This window comes from Nitrosopumilus maritimus SCM1 (assembly GCF_000018465.1).
In the GTDB taxonomy this organism is placed as follows: Archaea; Thermoproteota; Nitrososphaeria; order Nitrososphaerales; family Nitrosopumilaceae; genus Nitrosopumilus; species Nitrosopumilus maritimus.
Window position 1 is genome coordinate 1,606,094 of the sequence record NC_010085.1, and the last position, 13,264, is coordinate 1,619,357.

A 13,264-nucleotide genomic window follows, 5' to 3' on the forward strand; every position below is an offset into this window, starting at 1 on the left:
ACCTGAATTAGTTAATCTTTAAATGCTTTAACTTTCCACGCGTGGAGCTAGGTAAAAGTGAATTCTGCCAATATTGGCTACTTTGAATTCAATTCTAAGTGGTTTTGCGCTTGAAAATTCACATGTAATAAAGCCTGCAGTGGTTCCTACTGCTTTTACTACAGGATTTAGATATTCCAAACTGTATGTTCCAACGCTGTCTTCTTTTGAAGAAATTTCTTCAATGCCTTCATCATCTTTATCTAAATCAATGACAACTTCCCCAGAATCACCTTTTCCTGAAAAATCACCTTTAGAATCAGATGTATGTATTGTCAAATAATCAGAAACTACTTGTACATCACCTAAAATTTTGTCAAACTTTGATGAAGATAATATAATTTTAGAATCATATGGTATCTTTGGTAATGGAGTATCTGTTGCAGAACTTTCAATCAAACGCATTTTGTATTTTTTATTTTTTCCAACTGTAACAAGCAACATGTTTTGTTCAGATATACTAATTTCAATGCTATCTTTTTTATCGGCTCTTTTGATGAGTTTTGAGAATTCATCAATTCTTACACCAAATTTTATGTCACTGTCACATTCGTATTTTTCAAATGCAGAGTTAGGCCATGAAATGTCTATGAGTGCAACATGAGACGGATCCATTCCTCTAAATGAAATGCCTTCTGCTGTTGCAACAAATGTTGCCTCTTCAACAAGTGTTGAAATTGCAGAGATGATTGCCTTTAGATCATCAGAACCACTTGTTTTTGCTCCAAAAGTCAAATCAACTTTGTTGACTTTACGTTCCAGTTAAACGTTATGCGTAATTACGCCAAGTATATTGACATTTTGTACATCGATAGAACTGTGTTGTTGGTTCATCTGCACTTCTTGTTTGAAGCATCCACCAAATTGCTTCATCGTGTCCACATTTCTCACATTCTATTTTGATAGTTGGATGAGATTCTTCTCCCTCATTTCCTTCAAAAGCTAAAATGGATTCTTCTTGTTCTTCAGTTTCAACAGTTTTTTTGGTCTGTTTTTCTTCTGCACCTTCTGTATAACCACATTTTGAGCATTCAAGGCCAGAAGTACCTTTTTTTAATTTGACCTCACATTTGGGGCAAAACTTCAATCTAATTTACCTTAAGTTTTGAATTAAATAATTGTTTGAACTCATCTGCCATCTTTATTGCTGAATCTGTAGCTTTCTTTATTTCGCCTAATGGTTTTGAACTAGAATTAATTCTCATCCAACACTCGTTAGTAAGTGGATGTTTTACAATAACACCTGCAAAATCAATATTTGATTCCTTTAGAAGCTCATGTTGAATTAGGTACAAAATACCAATATCGGTTTCAGTGATTGAGAGGTTGATTTCTTTGGCTTCTGAACTGATCACTTGTGCGTTCATGTATTCAGAAAAAGCACTTATTGCGGATATAAATCATTATGAGCAGTAGAAATGAGCGAAAGTAGGATTTCAGACATAGAATTGGTAAAATCCAAGGATGAATACGCATCAGATGAAAATATTGAGATAAATGTCCAATTTTCAGTTGAAGGTGGCCTAAGAGATGCATTCAACGAGGCAAACTGGACAGAGGCATACAACAAAAACGATGTCTCATTCAAAATGAAATGCGGGATAAAACTAACTTCAGGAGGATTTAGGAAAAAAGAACTAGGCAGGACAATTGACACTTACAGAAAGGCATCCATATTTTGGACTAGAAATCCTAAACTTGTTAATCCTATGAAAGATAGAAGAATTTGGGTTCAGGTAGCCAAAAATTTTGAGCCATTTATCAGACTTACAGAAGAAGAAGTTAGACAAGAGTTATTTGATTTTAATGAGAAATTTGTTTTCAAAGCAGAAGACTTGGGAAAAGGCACACACAAAATTAGTGCTGAGGCATTTGCATCATGGCAAAAACATGAGTTTACAGAGCCAGGAAATGTCAAGAACAACTCTAGAGAAATTGAGATAAAAATCAATTAGGGATATAAGGAACTTTTTTGGTAAATTAGTATGGCAAAATATGACGGTTTGTTGGGACAACCACTTCTTGAAATAGAAGATCCTGATAAAGAGGGGGGCATAACTTTCATTATGAAAGATAATAGATTTTTGTTCATTAAAATGGTTGATGGTAAAATTGAGACGGTGTCAATTCCAGAATAGGTGAAAATGAATGATAGATGTTGAAGAATTCAAAATGAAAGAAATTCTAAAAATTGAAGACTCTGATTCAAATGATGAATTAACAGTAACTTTTTCAGATAATAAAATTATGAAGATCAAAATAGTTGATGGTAAACTAGTTTCAGAATCTAATTAATTTTTTACATGTTTTTCATAAAAACCGATAGCTAGTTCTTGTACTTCAGATTGAATCGAACCTGGTCTTTCTTCACGAATTTTTTTGATAGCATCTTCTGCAGTGAATTTTTTGTATTTTACAAAATAACATGCAAGTATTGTTCCAGCTCTTCCCATACCAGCTGCACAATGAACCATCACTGCATGATCATTTGTGATTTGCTCATGTATAAAATCAACTGCAGAGTCTATATTTTCCATATCAGGTGCTGTAAAATCAGGTGTTGGTACATGAAGATATCCAATATTTTGTACCCAATTATCGGGTAAAGAATTTTCAGTCATGGTAACAATTGATTTTACGCCTTGGTTTACAATCCAATCAAATTCATCAAAACTTGTAGGCATACCAGAGCCTGCTAATTTTTCTTCAATCAGCCAGGAAAAGTTTGTTGGTTTTTTTGTAATCTTTCCATGAACTTTTCTCCAGAGATTACCAGGCTTGCTCATGTGAGATGTTAACATTCACTATATTTTTAGCATTACGAAATGTTTAGTGTGCTACGGCTCTTACTGGTGAACCTGTTGCATCTTTTAGTTTTAGGGGTAGAATTGTAAAATCAAATTCTCTTGATTTGATCTTATTCAAATTTGCCAAATTTTCTACTATCAAAATATTTTTTTTTGATAAAATGTGATGAACACTAAATGATTCATCTTTTCCAAGATCTATACTAGGTGAATCTATTCCAACAAGATTAGTATTTTTTTGTGCAAGATATGTAGCTGCCGATAATGCTAGTCCAGGATTTTCTGTAAAATAATTATCTTTTTTGACATTTTTTTGCCAACCTGTAAAAAAGAAGATAGATGATTTATCAGGAATGTTACCATTTTCTTTCTCAAAGTGAACAATGTCTGATTTTGTGATTGGAGAGTTTTTTGATTTCTTTATTTTAATTAGAATTGCTTTCCCCATTAATCTACCAAGTGGGATCTGGTCAATTTTGATCCCATTTTTAACAAAATGAAAAGGAGCATCAAGATGAGTTCCAGTATGCGAACTTAGGAACAATAATTCAAGATTATATCCATCTTCTTTGAGATGGGACCATGAAATGAATTGTGGTGTTGGAGAACCAGGAAAACTTGGGATAGATTTTGATATTGTAAGTGTGAGATCGATTGGTTTCACATCAATACGACAAAATGCTAATTAATCAATTTTTGAATTATGAAAAGTTAAATACTCTTTGAGCAGAATTTTCGTGTGCCTACTGCATATGTTCTACTAAATTCTGATTTAGGATCAGATGAATCAATTATCAACGAAGTAAAACAAATTCTTACAGATGAAGATGTAACCTACGAAGTCCAAGGGGTTTATGGGGTATATGATATCGTGTTGAAATTGTCTTCAGATGATGCTGAAAAACTACGTTCAATCATTACAAACAAGGTCAGAAAGATTACCAAAGTACAATCTACTTTAACAATGATGGTAATAGAAGAACAAGAGAATCTATAGTCTCTTTATTGCATCAACTACAGACATAATTTCAGATTCTGAGTTAAAGAAATGAGGTGAAGCTCGCACAATCTTTGTTTCCATAATTTCTCTTAGAGCTAAGACGATGTTTTGCTTTTCAAGTCTATCAACAACCTCTTGTGAATCCATTCCATCTATGTTAAAAGACACAATACTTGTTCTAGAATTAGGATCTTCAGGACCATACAAAATAATTTTTGGAATTTTTGATAGTTCTTCTCTTAGAAGATTTGACAAGTATTGATTTTTTTCACGTATATTTTTGAGACCAAAATTAAGCAAATAGTTTGCAGAAGATTCCAATCCAACAATTCCAACGTAATTTCTAAAACCAGTTTGAAATTTATCAGGAAGTTCTTTGAATGCTAAACTGGTATCATCATAGATAATTGCAGATTCGCCCCCAATAGTTTTTGGTTCTAACAATTCACTTGATTTTCTATTACAATAAAACAATCCAGTTCCCATTGGACCACAAAGCCATTTTGATCCATTAAAAGACATAAAATTACAATTTATTTTTGAAACATCAACGTCAATACATCCTACAGTTTGTGCACTATCAACAAATAGAGGCACATCACTGAGTAGTTTTGTGATTTCTTCTAAAGGCAAAATAGAACCAGTATTGTACAAAGCATGACTAAGAGCAACTAATTTTGTATTATCATCAAGTAATGATTCTAAATCTTCAGATTTGAAAAATCCATCTTTATCAATTGAGAGATTCTTTAGAGAGATTTTTTCTTTTAGTTTTAACCAGGGATAAAAATTTGAATGATGTTCATGGGTCATTCCACGAATAATTACATTTGATTTTTCATCAAATGAAAGTCCATTTGCTACAATATTGATTCCATCAGTAGTACTTTGAGTTAGAACTACTTCATCAGGTTGACATGAGATAATTTTGGCTATAGTTTTTCTTACATCTCTTAGTTTTTCAGTTACGAATGACTCTGATTCTTTTGAATCAGGTCCAAGAGAGTTGTAAGAAATTAGAAAATCTTTCATTGCCTCAATACTTTGAATAGGCATTAGGGATACTGATGCATTGTTTAGATAGATTTTATCTGAATTTGGAAAGTCATCTGAAATATCCTTTGATACTAAATTCATTATTATATCTGTAGAATGCTAAATGGGTGTTGGATAAAAGTCCTGAGCAAATTTTTGATAGTGAACTAGTCCATATTCAAAATGAATTCAAAGAGAAAGTCCCCAACATTGTACTTTGTTCAGAACCATTTCACAAAGTAGAATTTCTCAATAAATTAATCAACTCTGTTGAAAAACCAGTAATTTTTGTAGATATGGATTTACTCTATACAGGATATGTGGAATCAGGAATAATTCAAAAGAAAAACAATCTAACAATATTTCATCCTACAAAAGAGAACTGGCAAGAAAAATTCTCTGAGATAATCACAAAAGTGTCCAAAGAAAAATTTCTTGTGATTATTGATTCATTTAATGGAGTACACAATATGTTTGAAGATTTAGAGTCTGCCATATTCATTAACTCATGTATAATGTTGCTAGCATCATTAGGAAAAGACGTGGATTCTTCTATCATCATAACTGCAATGGCCAGAAAAAAGGAAGATGAGGGGTGGATTCTTACACCAGGAGGCAAACAAATCATAAAATCTGCAAAAACTGGAGTTTATCTTCTAAAGAAAACTGAGAATAATTTGATTATTCGTGAAATAAAAGAGAATTCAAAAATTTTCAAGATCTGATTGAAAAGTAACGGAAATGCGATCAAAAATTCAAACGCCGTTATAAAATCTCAAACGCCGTTATAGCACGGGATTTTTAGGCAAATTATATTAATGACAAATCAAGATTTTCTTTTGTTATGCCAGTAGGAATTATTCCAGACATAAGCGAACAAATGTGTATCGGATGTGCACTATGTGTAGAAATCTGTACAACACTTGGTCCAGATGTCCTTAGAGTAAAACCAGTTGAAGGCTGGAAGAGAGGTAAAGCATTTGTCTTTTACCCAGAGAGATGTATTTCTGATGGTGCATGCATCGGTGTATGCCCAACAAAAGCAATCTTTTGGATGAGACCAATGGACTTTACTGTTGGACAACCAGTTCCACTCCACAAAGATTCAGTCTTCGTAAAAGGTTGGACCGAATTAATCGATTAGATTAGTTCAACTTTTAATTTCTTTTTCTTATTTTTGATTTTAACAGCCTTAGGCTTAGTTCTTTCTTTCTACCAAAGCAATTATCAGAGAATAGAATCAATGCAGGTGTAATATACTTGAATATCCTAGAAGCCTTGATATTTACATAAAAACAACAAGGAGCAAAATTGGCAATTTCAATAAATCTTGGTAAAAAACTTGTTTTGCTTGTCATGCTCGTAACAATGACTGCGTTAGGAATTACATCTTACATGAGTATAGATTATTCCGCTGAAACCTTGAAACAAAGAGGCGGAGAGTTGTTACATGGTGAATCTGATATTAGAGGAGAATCTTTAAGATTACTTTTTGAAACAAGAATTGAACAAAACAAAATTCTTGCAAATGATCCTATGATTCGATTGTTAGTTTCGGAGATGGATGGACTTTCAGGACAAGAACTAAAATCTATGAAAGAAGAAAAACGTAGAGATTTTCTGATTCAAGTACAAGCATTTCAAGAGCTTGCTGGATTTTCAATTGGGTTTGAAGATACTAAAATAATTGGTAATAATGGAAATGTGTTCTTTTCACTTGTAGGAATTTCTGATGAGGATTTTTCTCAAAATGAATTCTTTCAAAGAGGACTAGAAGGATCTTTTGTTGATTTTGAACAATCAGGAATGGGTAAAAAAATGATCGTAGTCTCTCCAGTTTATGCTGCTGATAGTAAAATTGGAGATGAGCCAATTGGGGTCATCATTTCTAGAATGAGAACTGCAGCACTTGACAATATTTTGCTTAACAGAAGTGGATTAGGTGAAACAGGTGAAGTATACATTGTCAACAAGGATTTTGTAATGTTATCTGAATCTAGATTTTTTGAAAATGCAGTATTTGAACAACGAGTAGATACAGTCGGCGTTCAAGAATGTTTTTCTAATAACATGGAACATGTTGGAGTTTATCCTGACTATAGAGGAATTTCAATATACGGTTCATCTTACTGTATGCCAGAATACGGAATTGTTTTACTTGCTGAGATGGATGAAGAAGAACTGATTGAGCCAATAGAAATTCTACAAACTAGAATCATCCTTACTAGTTTACTCATAATATTGGCAATGGGATTAGTTGCATTTTTTGCTGCAGAATCATTATCACACCCATTACGGGCACTCAAAAAAGCTGCAAATAAAATTGCAGATGGGAATTTTGAGGTTAGGACCAATATCAAAACAAGAGATGAGATCGCAGATTTATCTAATGCATTTGATTTGATGGCACAAAAATTACAAGAATCATTAATTGAAATTAAACAAAAGGACGAAGTCATCAAACAGCTTGAAGGAGACATGTTGTTAAAGTTCTCACAACATGAAGAGAATGATTGTGTAGGAGTAATTGACATGGCAGACTCTACTAGAATATCATCAAAATTATCTGATCAAGATATTTCAAAACTATATGAAATATTTTTGAATTTTATGGCAAAGATTGTTCTTAGACATAAAGGAGAAGTCATAAAAAATATTGGAGATGCATTGATGTTCAGATTTGCAAATGTGGATACCAGTAATGATGAAGAATTAAAAAATATTTTAGAATGTTGTTTAGATATGACTGAATCTCACGGTAAATTAGATGAGGAGCTCAAGAAAGCAAATTTGCCTAGTTTAGATTATAAAATAAGTTTAACATACGGTCCTGTAAAAGTAGCTGAAAGTACTACTTCAAAAATTAGTGATGTTTTTGGTCCTACCGTAAATAGATGTTTTAAAATCAATTCACTTTGTCCTAAAAATAGTATAGTTGTCGGTGAAAATGTTCATAATATTTTCAGAGATTTTTCAGAATACGAATTTACAGAATTATGTATAATTGAATTAAAACAAAAATATGGTTACAATATTTTTGAAGTTAGAAGAAAAGGACTCGATGGTTTCGGGTCAAAATCTGATTAATTTTTAGAAAAACCAAATCTAGATGCCCATCCTGATTTTTGTTTCTTTGTTGGTTTTTTTGATAGATTGTTAAGCATGTCATATGTGATTGTAAATCCATGGCCAACCATGGTTGCATCATTTGTATAATTCTCCTTGTTAGGAACAAATTCGTCTGCCAAATCTTTGATTTTCTTTGTTTTTAGATCAAATAATCTTATTTTCTTACCATTCTCTAATTCAATTTTAGCATCACCACTCAATCCTTGTATTGAGAAATTTTCAAAGAATCGAATTGAGCCTCCTTCTTTTAGTTTGATTACAGAATCATAGGTAAGTTTTCCTCCATAAAATAAGACCTCGCGTGCAGAAATTCTCACATCATCTTCCACATTTAGCACAATAACAGTATCAGCATCTAATGATACAGTATTGACTACATTTTCAGCAATAATTTTTCCATTTGGAGCAGAAATACTAGTTCTATGCTCTAGAATTTTATAGACGCCAACTTTACCATCAGGATCTTCAACTCTGAATTTTCTGCCAAAAATATTTCCCACAACAACATTTCCGTTATCTACAGTAATTTGTGCCCCATTTTCAATTTTGTATTTATTTTCCACAGGATCAAAAAATTTGAAGTCTCCTTTTGTTAGATGAATGTTTGTTTGAAATTCTCTAGTCCATGACGGACTAGTGATACTTCCTTGCATAGTAATTGGACCGTCATAAGTTAAACTTCCTGCCATGAAATTTCCTTTAATAGACAAAGCACCATTAGCTTTTCTTTCTAATTCAATTTCACCAAGAGTTTTTGAACCAAATAATCTAGTTCCAGTAGAATTTGCTCTGTTGTGTGCAGCAGCCCATTCTTCGGCTGTTTTCATTTCTTTAGATAGTTGTTGACCCAAAATCTGATTTTTTCTTCTTACATCAGCTTCAGATTCATCAGAATAAACTCTAGAGTTTTTTATTTTTTCAATATCTGTTTCGGGATATTTTTTTCCAATTTTTAGATCTTCATATGCTTGTTTAATTTTTATGAATTGTTCATTTTCTCCACCACGATCAGAGTGATATTGAAGAGCTAATCTTCTAAATGCATCACGGATCTCTTTTTCAGTAGTCCCTTCAACAATTCCTAGGATATCATAATTACTTTCAACCATGTCTGATAGTCCCCGAATAATTTTTCATAATTCCTATACTTGTAGGTTATCACATTTAGAGAATATCAAGGGTTTGAAAAGAAAAATTAGAAAGATGTACTATTTGACAACTAGTACAGGTATCTTGGTTTTGTGCATGACATAGTTTGATGTGCTTCCAAGAAATGCTTCTTTGGCGCCACCCATGCCTCTTGCACCAATTACGATCATGTCAAATTTACCTTTTTTAGCATATTTGACAATTTCAGAGCCGGTGTGACCACCACCTGTTTGATACTTGAATTTGGCGCCAGCTTTTTGGGCTTTTTGCATTGCAGGACCAATTGCTTTTACAGCCTTTTTCTGGGCGTCATCTTTCATCTTTTGTGTATATTTTATTCCTGCTGCAATAGGTAAATGAAATACGTAAAAGCCGGTAATTTCAGCACCGCTACCTTTTGCAATTTCAATTGCTCTATCTAGACCACGTGTAGCATTTGCTGAGCCATCAAGTGGAACAAGAATTTTTGAGAATTTTCCCATAATCAAAAAATAAAATTATTCAATATAAGAAACAGAGGCGATTTTCAGTATTGAAAATTATGTTATAGGATATAGGTTAAATTTTTGAATTTAGTAAGAAAACAACAAATGTCAGAATTAGATCGTCACATGGGACTTTTTCATCTTACCATGTATGGTGTCGGATTAATTTTGGGTGCAGGAATTTATGTATTAATTGGAGAAGCTGCTGAATTTGCAGGAAATTCAATGTGGATTTCTTTTTTGATGGCTGCAATAGTTGCTATGTTTGCAGGATTAAGTTATGCTGAATTATCTGCATTATACCCAAAAGCAGCAGCAGAATACACTTTTGTAAAGAATGCATTTAAGAATAATTTTTTTGGTTTTATTATAGGATGGCTAACAGCCATTACAGGGGTCATAGTTGCAGCAACAGTTTCACTAGGATTCGGAGGGTACCTTACTCAGTTTATTGATTTACCAATTACAATTAGTGCTGTTTTTCTCATTATTATTTTATCTATTGTTAATTTTATCGGAATAAGAGAATCTGCTTGGGCAAATACCATTTTTGCATTAATTACTGCAGCAGGACTTGTTCTCATTATTTTTCTTGGTTTTTCAATGGAACCAATTGAACCGATTGATTATTTTGAAGCACCAACCGGAATGACTGGCATAATTCTAGCATTTGTGTTAATTTTCTTTGCCTTTATTGGATTTGAAGATATGGCAAATGTTGCTGAAGAAGTTAGAAAACCAAAGAAAACAATTCCAAGAGCAATAATTTTGTCCATAGTGATAACTGGGATAATTTACATCCTAGTTTCGTTAGCATCAATTCGAATTCTGAATTGGGAGAATTTAGCTTTATCTTCAGCACCTTTAGCAGATGTTGCACATTCCGCAATAGGCGTGAACGGGAGTATCACACTTTCATTAATTGCGCTTTTTGCTACGGCAAGTACTGTTCTAATTACACTAGTTGCAAATGCTAGAATTCTTTACGGTATGGCAAAGAGCAATTCTCTTCCTAAATTTTTGTGCAAAGTTCATCCAAAAACTAAAACTCCATGGCTAGCTGTTATTGGAACTTTAGTGGCGTCAGTAGGTTTTGCCTTTGTTGGAGATATAGTAGTTATTGCAAATATCGTCGTTTTTGCAGTAGTAATTACTTTTGCAGCAATTAACTTGGCAGTGATTGTTCTGCGATATACAGAACCAGTTTTAGAAAGACCATTTAGAGTTCCAGTAAATGTTGGAAAATTTCCAGTTCTACCATTGTTTGGATTTGGTACAACGATTTACATGGCATTACAGTTTGAAGTTGAAGTAATTCTTGTTGGATTAGTAATAATTGCAATTGGTTCTGTTTTGTATGTGATTTTAAAGAGAAGAAAAGATTTTATGAATTCTGATTAATTCTTTTTAGATTTTGCAAGTGCGACAATTGCAATTGCTATACCTATTAGTCCAAAACCTATTCCTGCATAACCCATATCCATTTGTTGTGGAGTTTCTTCTAGGTTATTGACAGAATCTTTCAGATCACTAATGTCTTCGATTAATGCAGTGTGTCCATCAATCATTTGTTGTACAGTAATATCAGATGGTTCAGGGAACTCAATGTATGCTCGTTCTGCAACTTTTGGGGGATGCATTGATAAACTAATTGGAGTATCTTCAATTGTTCCCAACATATTTGCTTGATAAAATCCAGATACGGTTGGATTTACAAATGCATAGTATTTTCCAGGAATGTTGTGATCAGGAGATAGTGGGAGTGTTATACTTTCATCTTTGTAAATTAATTGCATTTTTACTGTTTTTTTCAAACCTTCAACTCCATTTTGAAATTCTTGTGATTCAGCACATTTGATTGGATCTGTAATTTCAGGACATGGATCCATAGGACTAACATAGAATTCAATAGCATTTGTTTCTCCTGAGACAACTGGTTCATTCATCCAACCAATCTCTACCCTATATTCCCCAACAGCATCAACAGTATGTCCATATGCAATACCAATTGAGCCTGGAATAATTAGCAAGAGAAGCAATATGCTTAGTTTCATAATAAAAAAAATCTATGATTGATTTTAAAAATGTTCTATGTTAATTGGAAAGAATTTGAGCTTTGTACCAATTATGCATCAGCATACATTGAAACTTCCCAAGCTGTTGGAGTTTGAGCAAATGCAACATATTCCTTGTATTTTAATTCAGAATACACATTAAGGAAATCTTTGGTAAAAACTTCTTCAAGGAATTTTGAATCAGATCCCAAAGAATCAAGAGCACCTTTCAAAGATACAGGTAATGAACCAATTTTGTATTCTCGTTTCTTTTCTGCAGAAAGTTTGTAGACATTTTCTTCAATTGGATCACCAGGATCAATTTTGTTTTTAATTCCATCTAAGCCTGCAAGTAATAATGCAGCTTCTAAGAGATAGATGTTTGCAGTAGGATCAGGAACTCTGTATTCTAGTCTCTTACTTTTTTCTTGATTTCTATTATACATTGGAACTCTTATTGCAGCAGATCTGTTTGCCAATCCCCAACAAACATTGACAGGTGCCTCAAAGCCAGGAACAAGACGCTTATAGGAATTGGTGGTCGGATTGGAAATTGCACATAATGCTGATGCGTGACTTAAGATTCCACCAATATAGTATCGTCCGGTTTGACTCATTTGTGCAAGTTCATCATTTTCATCATACATTGCATTTGAATCTCCATTCCACAAGCTTTGATGAGTATGCATTGCTGATGCATTATCACCAAAAATTGGTTTTGGCATAAATGTTGCAACTTTATTTTTTCGTTTAGCTTTAACTTTAACTAAATTTTTTACTCCAATAACATTATCAGCCATTTGTATCATTTCATCATATACAAGATTAATTTCACATTGACCAGAAGTTGCTACTTCATGATGTTCAGCTTCAATTTTGATGCCAAAGTGGTTGTATAGATCATCACAAACATCTTTTCTAAATCCTTCAAGTGTATCTTTAGGTTGAGATGGATAATATCCTTCTTTGATGTCTATTGCAGTACTTACATTTCCTTTAGCCCAAGGTGATTCCTTAGATTCAATTGAATAGCCTGAACCACCGTACGAATGTGTTGCTGCATATGGAGATGGATAAACATTGATAGTATCAAATACAAAAAACTCTATTTCAGGTCCCCAATTGGTATGAGTAAATCCAAATTCGCCTAGTTTCTTTGATGCTTTATGTGCAATACCTCTTGAATCTCTATTGTATCTTGAGCTTTCATCTGTGCTACCATCATACAAATCACAAAATATTCTGGCATTTGTTCTATGTCCAGGATCATAATCAGATGGAAGAATTTTAAATGAATTTGGATCAGGCATTAAAATCATATCAGAATTATTTACTGACTTGAATCCAACGATTGAACTTGCATCTAGTTTTTCAAGACCATTAACAAAACTATTTTTATCAATTGCATAGCTTGGCATTCCAACATTATGTAATTCACCAAAGATGTCTACAAACCAAAAATCAATAAATGCAATTTTTTCATCTTGTATAGTCTGTAATACTTGATCTGCGTTCAATTGATATTTTTAGAAAATCAATTTACTAATGTTATCATGTAAGATAGAT

At 32.9% G+C, this 13,264-nt stretch carries 18 protein-coding genes; 8 read left to right on the forward strand and 10 right to left on the reverse strand.

The features are described 5' to 3' along the window. Positions 1-27: 27 nt before the first annotated feature. The 3 genes from pcn to NMAR_RS09395 are packed head-to-tail and all read right to left on the reverse strand — an operon-like array spanning position 28 to position 1,406. On the reverse strand, positions 28-774 hold the full coding sequence (gene pcn / locus NMAR_RS09385) for a proliferating cell nuclear antigen (pcna) (protein WP_012216137.1): 747 nt from the start codon (positions 772-774) through the stop codon (positions 28-30). A gap of 34 nt (positions 775-808) precedes the next feature. Then, a complete protein-coding gene (locus NMAR_RS09390) occupies positions 809-1,126 on the reverse strand; it encodes a transcription factor S (RefSeq protein WP_012216138.1) in 318 nt (105 codons plus the stop codon). Between the two features lies 1 nt (position 1,127). After that, positions 1,128-1,406 (reverse strand): RpoL/Rpb11 RNA polymerase subunit family protein, encoded by a 279-nt coding sequence (locus NMAR_RS09395; protein WP_012216139.1) that lies wholly within the window; start codon positions 1,404-1,406, stop codon positions 1,128-1,130. A 51-nt stretch (positions 1,407-1,457) separates the two neighbouring features. Here NMAR_RS09395 and NMAR_RS09400 point away from each other — a divergent pair, with 51 nt between their 5' ends. The 3 genes from NMAR_RS09400 to NMAR_RS09895 are packed head-to-tail and all read left to right on the forward strand — an operon-like array spanning position 1,458 to position 2,334. Beyond that, positions 1,458-1,994, forward strand: a complete 537-nt coding sequence (locus tag NMAR_RS09400; RefSeq protein WP_012216140.1) for a hypothetical protein — start codon at positions 1,458-1,460, stop codon at positions 1,992-1,994. Between the two features lie 30 nt (positions 1,995-2,024). After that, a complete protein-coding gene (locus NMAR_RS09890; RefSeq protein WP_187146541.1) occupies positions 2,025-2,177 on the forward strand; it encodes a hypothetical protein in 153 nt (50 codons plus the stop codon). A 10-nt stretch (positions 2,178-2,187) separates the two neighbouring features. Then, positions 2,188-2,334 (forward strand): hypothetical protein, encoded by a 147-nt coding sequence (locus tag NMAR_RS09895; protein ID WP_012216141.1) that lies wholly within the window; start codon positions 2,188-2,190, stop codon positions 2,332-2,334. Here NMAR_RS09895 and NMAR_RS09405 read toward each other — a convergent pair. Further along, positions 2,331-2,825 (reverse strand): dual specificity protein phosphatase 23, encoded by a 495-nt coding sequence (locus tag NMAR_RS09405; protein WP_148680259.1) that lies wholly within the window; start codon positions 2,823-2,825, stop codon positions 2,331-2,333. The genes NMAR_RS09895 and NMAR_RS09405 overlap by 4 nt on opposite strands. Before the next feature lie 43 nt (positions 2,826-2,868). Continuing rightward, positions 2,869-3,510: a cyclase family protein gene (locus NMAR_RS09410; protein ID WP_012216143.1), complete on the reverse strand. Its 642-nt coding sequence runs from the start codon at positions 3,508-3,510 to the stop codon at positions 2,869-2,871. Positions 3,511-3,585: 75 nt separating this feature from the next. Here NMAR_RS09410 and NMAR_RS09415 point away from each other — a divergent pair, with 75 nt between their 5' ends. Then, complete coding sequence (locus NMAR_RS09415; RefSeq protein WP_012216144.1) at positions 3,586-3,843, forward strand: Lrp/AsnC ligand binding domain-containing protein; 258 nt, start codon at positions 3,586-3,588, stop codon at positions 3,841-3,843. Here the strand turns inward: NMAR_RS09415 and NMAR_RS09420 are convergent. Beyond that, positions 3,838-4,983, reverse strand: a complete 1,146-nt coding sequence (locus NMAR_RS09420; protein ID WP_012216145.1) for an aminotransferase class V-fold PLP-dependent enzyme — start codon at positions 4,981-4,983, stop codon at positions 3,838-3,840. The two genes, NMAR_RS09415 and NMAR_RS09420, sit on opposite strands and share 6 nt — an antisense overlap. A 26-nt stretch (positions 4,984-5,009) precedes the next feature. On the opposite strand from NMAR_RS09420, the gene NMAR_RS09425 reads away from it, so the two are divergent. From NMAR_RS09425 to NMAR_RS09435, 3 genes are all read left to right on the forward strand, one after another. Further along, positions 5,010-5,606, forward strand: a complete 597-nt coding sequence (locus NMAR_RS09425) for a hypothetical protein (RefSeq protein WP_012216146.1) — start codon at positions 5,010-5,012, stop codon at positions 5,604-5,606. Positions 5,607-5,725: 119 nt separating this feature from the next. After that, entirely contained in the window at positions 5,726-6,025 is a 300-nt protein-coding gene (locus NMAR_RS09430; RefSeq protein WP_012216147.1) for an ATP-binding protein, read from the forward strand. Between the two features lie 167 nt (positions 6,026-6,192). Continuing rightward, complete coding sequence (locus NMAR_RS09435) at positions 6,193-7,968, forward strand: HAMP domain-containing protein (protein ID WP_012216148.1); 1,776 nt, start codon at positions 6,193-6,195, stop codon at positions 7,966-7,968. On the opposite strand, the gene NMAR_RS09440 is transcribed toward NMAR_RS09435, so the two are convergent. Together NMAR_RS09440 and NMAR_RS09445 are read right to left on the reverse strand one after the other, a co-directional pair. Continuing rightward, on the reverse strand, positions 7,965-9,119 hold the full coding sequence (locus NMAR_RS09440; protein WP_012216149.1) for a J domain-containing protein: 1,155 nt from the start codon (positions 9,117-9,119) through the stop codon (positions 7,965-7,967). The two genes, NMAR_RS09435 and NMAR_RS09440, sit on opposite strands and share 4 nt — an antisense overlap. Positions 9,120-9,218: 99 nt before the next feature. Then, positions 9,219-9,641: a universal stress protein gene (locus NMAR_RS09445; RefSeq protein WP_012216150.1), complete on the reverse strand. Its 423-nt coding sequence runs from the start codon at positions 9,639-9,641 to the stop codon at positions 9,219-9,221. A gap of 108 nt (positions 9,642-9,749) precedes the next feature. Here NMAR_RS09445 and NMAR_RS09450 point away from each other — a divergent pair, with 108 nt between their 5' ends. Continuing rightward, complete coding sequence (locus NMAR_RS09450) at positions 9,750-11,045, forward strand: APC family permease (protein WP_148680260.1); 1,296 nt, start codon at positions 9,750-9,752, stop codon at positions 11,043-11,045. Here NMAR_RS09450 and NMAR_RS09455 read toward each other — a convergent pair. Together NMAR_RS09455 and glnA are read right to left on the reverse strand one after the other, a co-directional pair. Next, a complete protein-coding gene (locus NMAR_RS09455; protein WP_012216152.1) occupies positions 11,042-11,698 on the reverse strand; it encodes a hypothetical protein in 657 nt (218 codons plus the stop codon). The two genes, NMAR_RS09450 and NMAR_RS09455, sit on opposite strands and share 4 nt — an antisense overlap. A 71-nt stretch (positions 11,699-11,769) precedes the next feature. Beyond that, on the reverse strand, positions 11,770-13,215 hold the full coding sequence (gene glnA / locus NMAR_RS09460) for a type I glutamate--ammonia ligase (protein ID WP_012216153.1): 1,446 nt from the start codon (positions 13,213-13,215) through the stop codon (positions 11,770-11,772). Positions 13,216-13,264: the final 49 nt, after the last annotated feature.

Excerpts from the sequence above, each read along its gene's own strand:
- NMAR_RS09395 (WP_012216139.1), bottom strand. The coding sequence starts at position 1,406 with ATGAACGCACAAGTGATCAGTTCAGAAGCCAAAGAAATCAACCTCTCA.
- NMAR_RS09400 (WP_012216140.1), top strand. The coding sequence starts at position 1,458 with ATGAGCGAAAGTAGGATTTCAGACATAGAATTGGTAAAATCCAAGGAT.
- NMAR_RS09890 (WP_187146541.1), top strand. The coding sequence starts at position 2,025 with ATGGCAAAATATGACGGTTTGTTGGGACAACCACTTCTTGAAATAGAA.
- NMAR_RS09895 (WP_012216141.1), top strand. The coding sequence starts at position 2,188 with ATGATAGATGTTGAAGAATTCAAAATGAAAGAAATTCTAAAAATTGAA.
- NMAR_RS09405 (WP_148680259.1), bottom strand. The coding sequence starts at position 2,825 with ATGAGCAAGCCTGGTAATCTCTGGAGAAAAGTTCATGGAAAGATTACA.
- NMAR_RS09420 (WP_012216145.1), bottom strand. The coding sequence starts at position 4,983 with ATGAATTTAGTATCAAAGGATATTTCAGATGACTTTCCAAATTCAGAT.
- NMAR_RS09430 (WP_012216147.1), top strand. The coding sequence starts at position 5,726 with ATGCCAGTAGGAATTATTCCAGACATAAGCGAACAAATGTGTATCGGA.
- NMAR_RS09440 (WP_012216149.1), bottom strand. The coding sequence starts at position 9,119 with ATGGTTGAAAGTAATTATGATATCCTAGGAATTGTTGAAGGGACTACT.
- NMAR_RS09445 (WP_012216150.1), bottom strand. The coding sequence starts at position 9,641 with ATGGGAAAATTCTCAAAAATTCTTGTTCCACTTGATGGCTCAGCAAAT.
- NMAR_RS09450 (WP_148680260.1), top strand. The coding sequence starts at position 9,750 with ATGTCAGAATTAGATCGTCACATGGGACTTTTTCATCTTACCATGTAT.
- NMAR_RS09455 (WP_012216152.1), bottom strand. The coding sequence starts at position 11,698 with ATGAAACTAAGCATATTGCTTCTCTTGCTAATTATTCCAGGCTCAATT.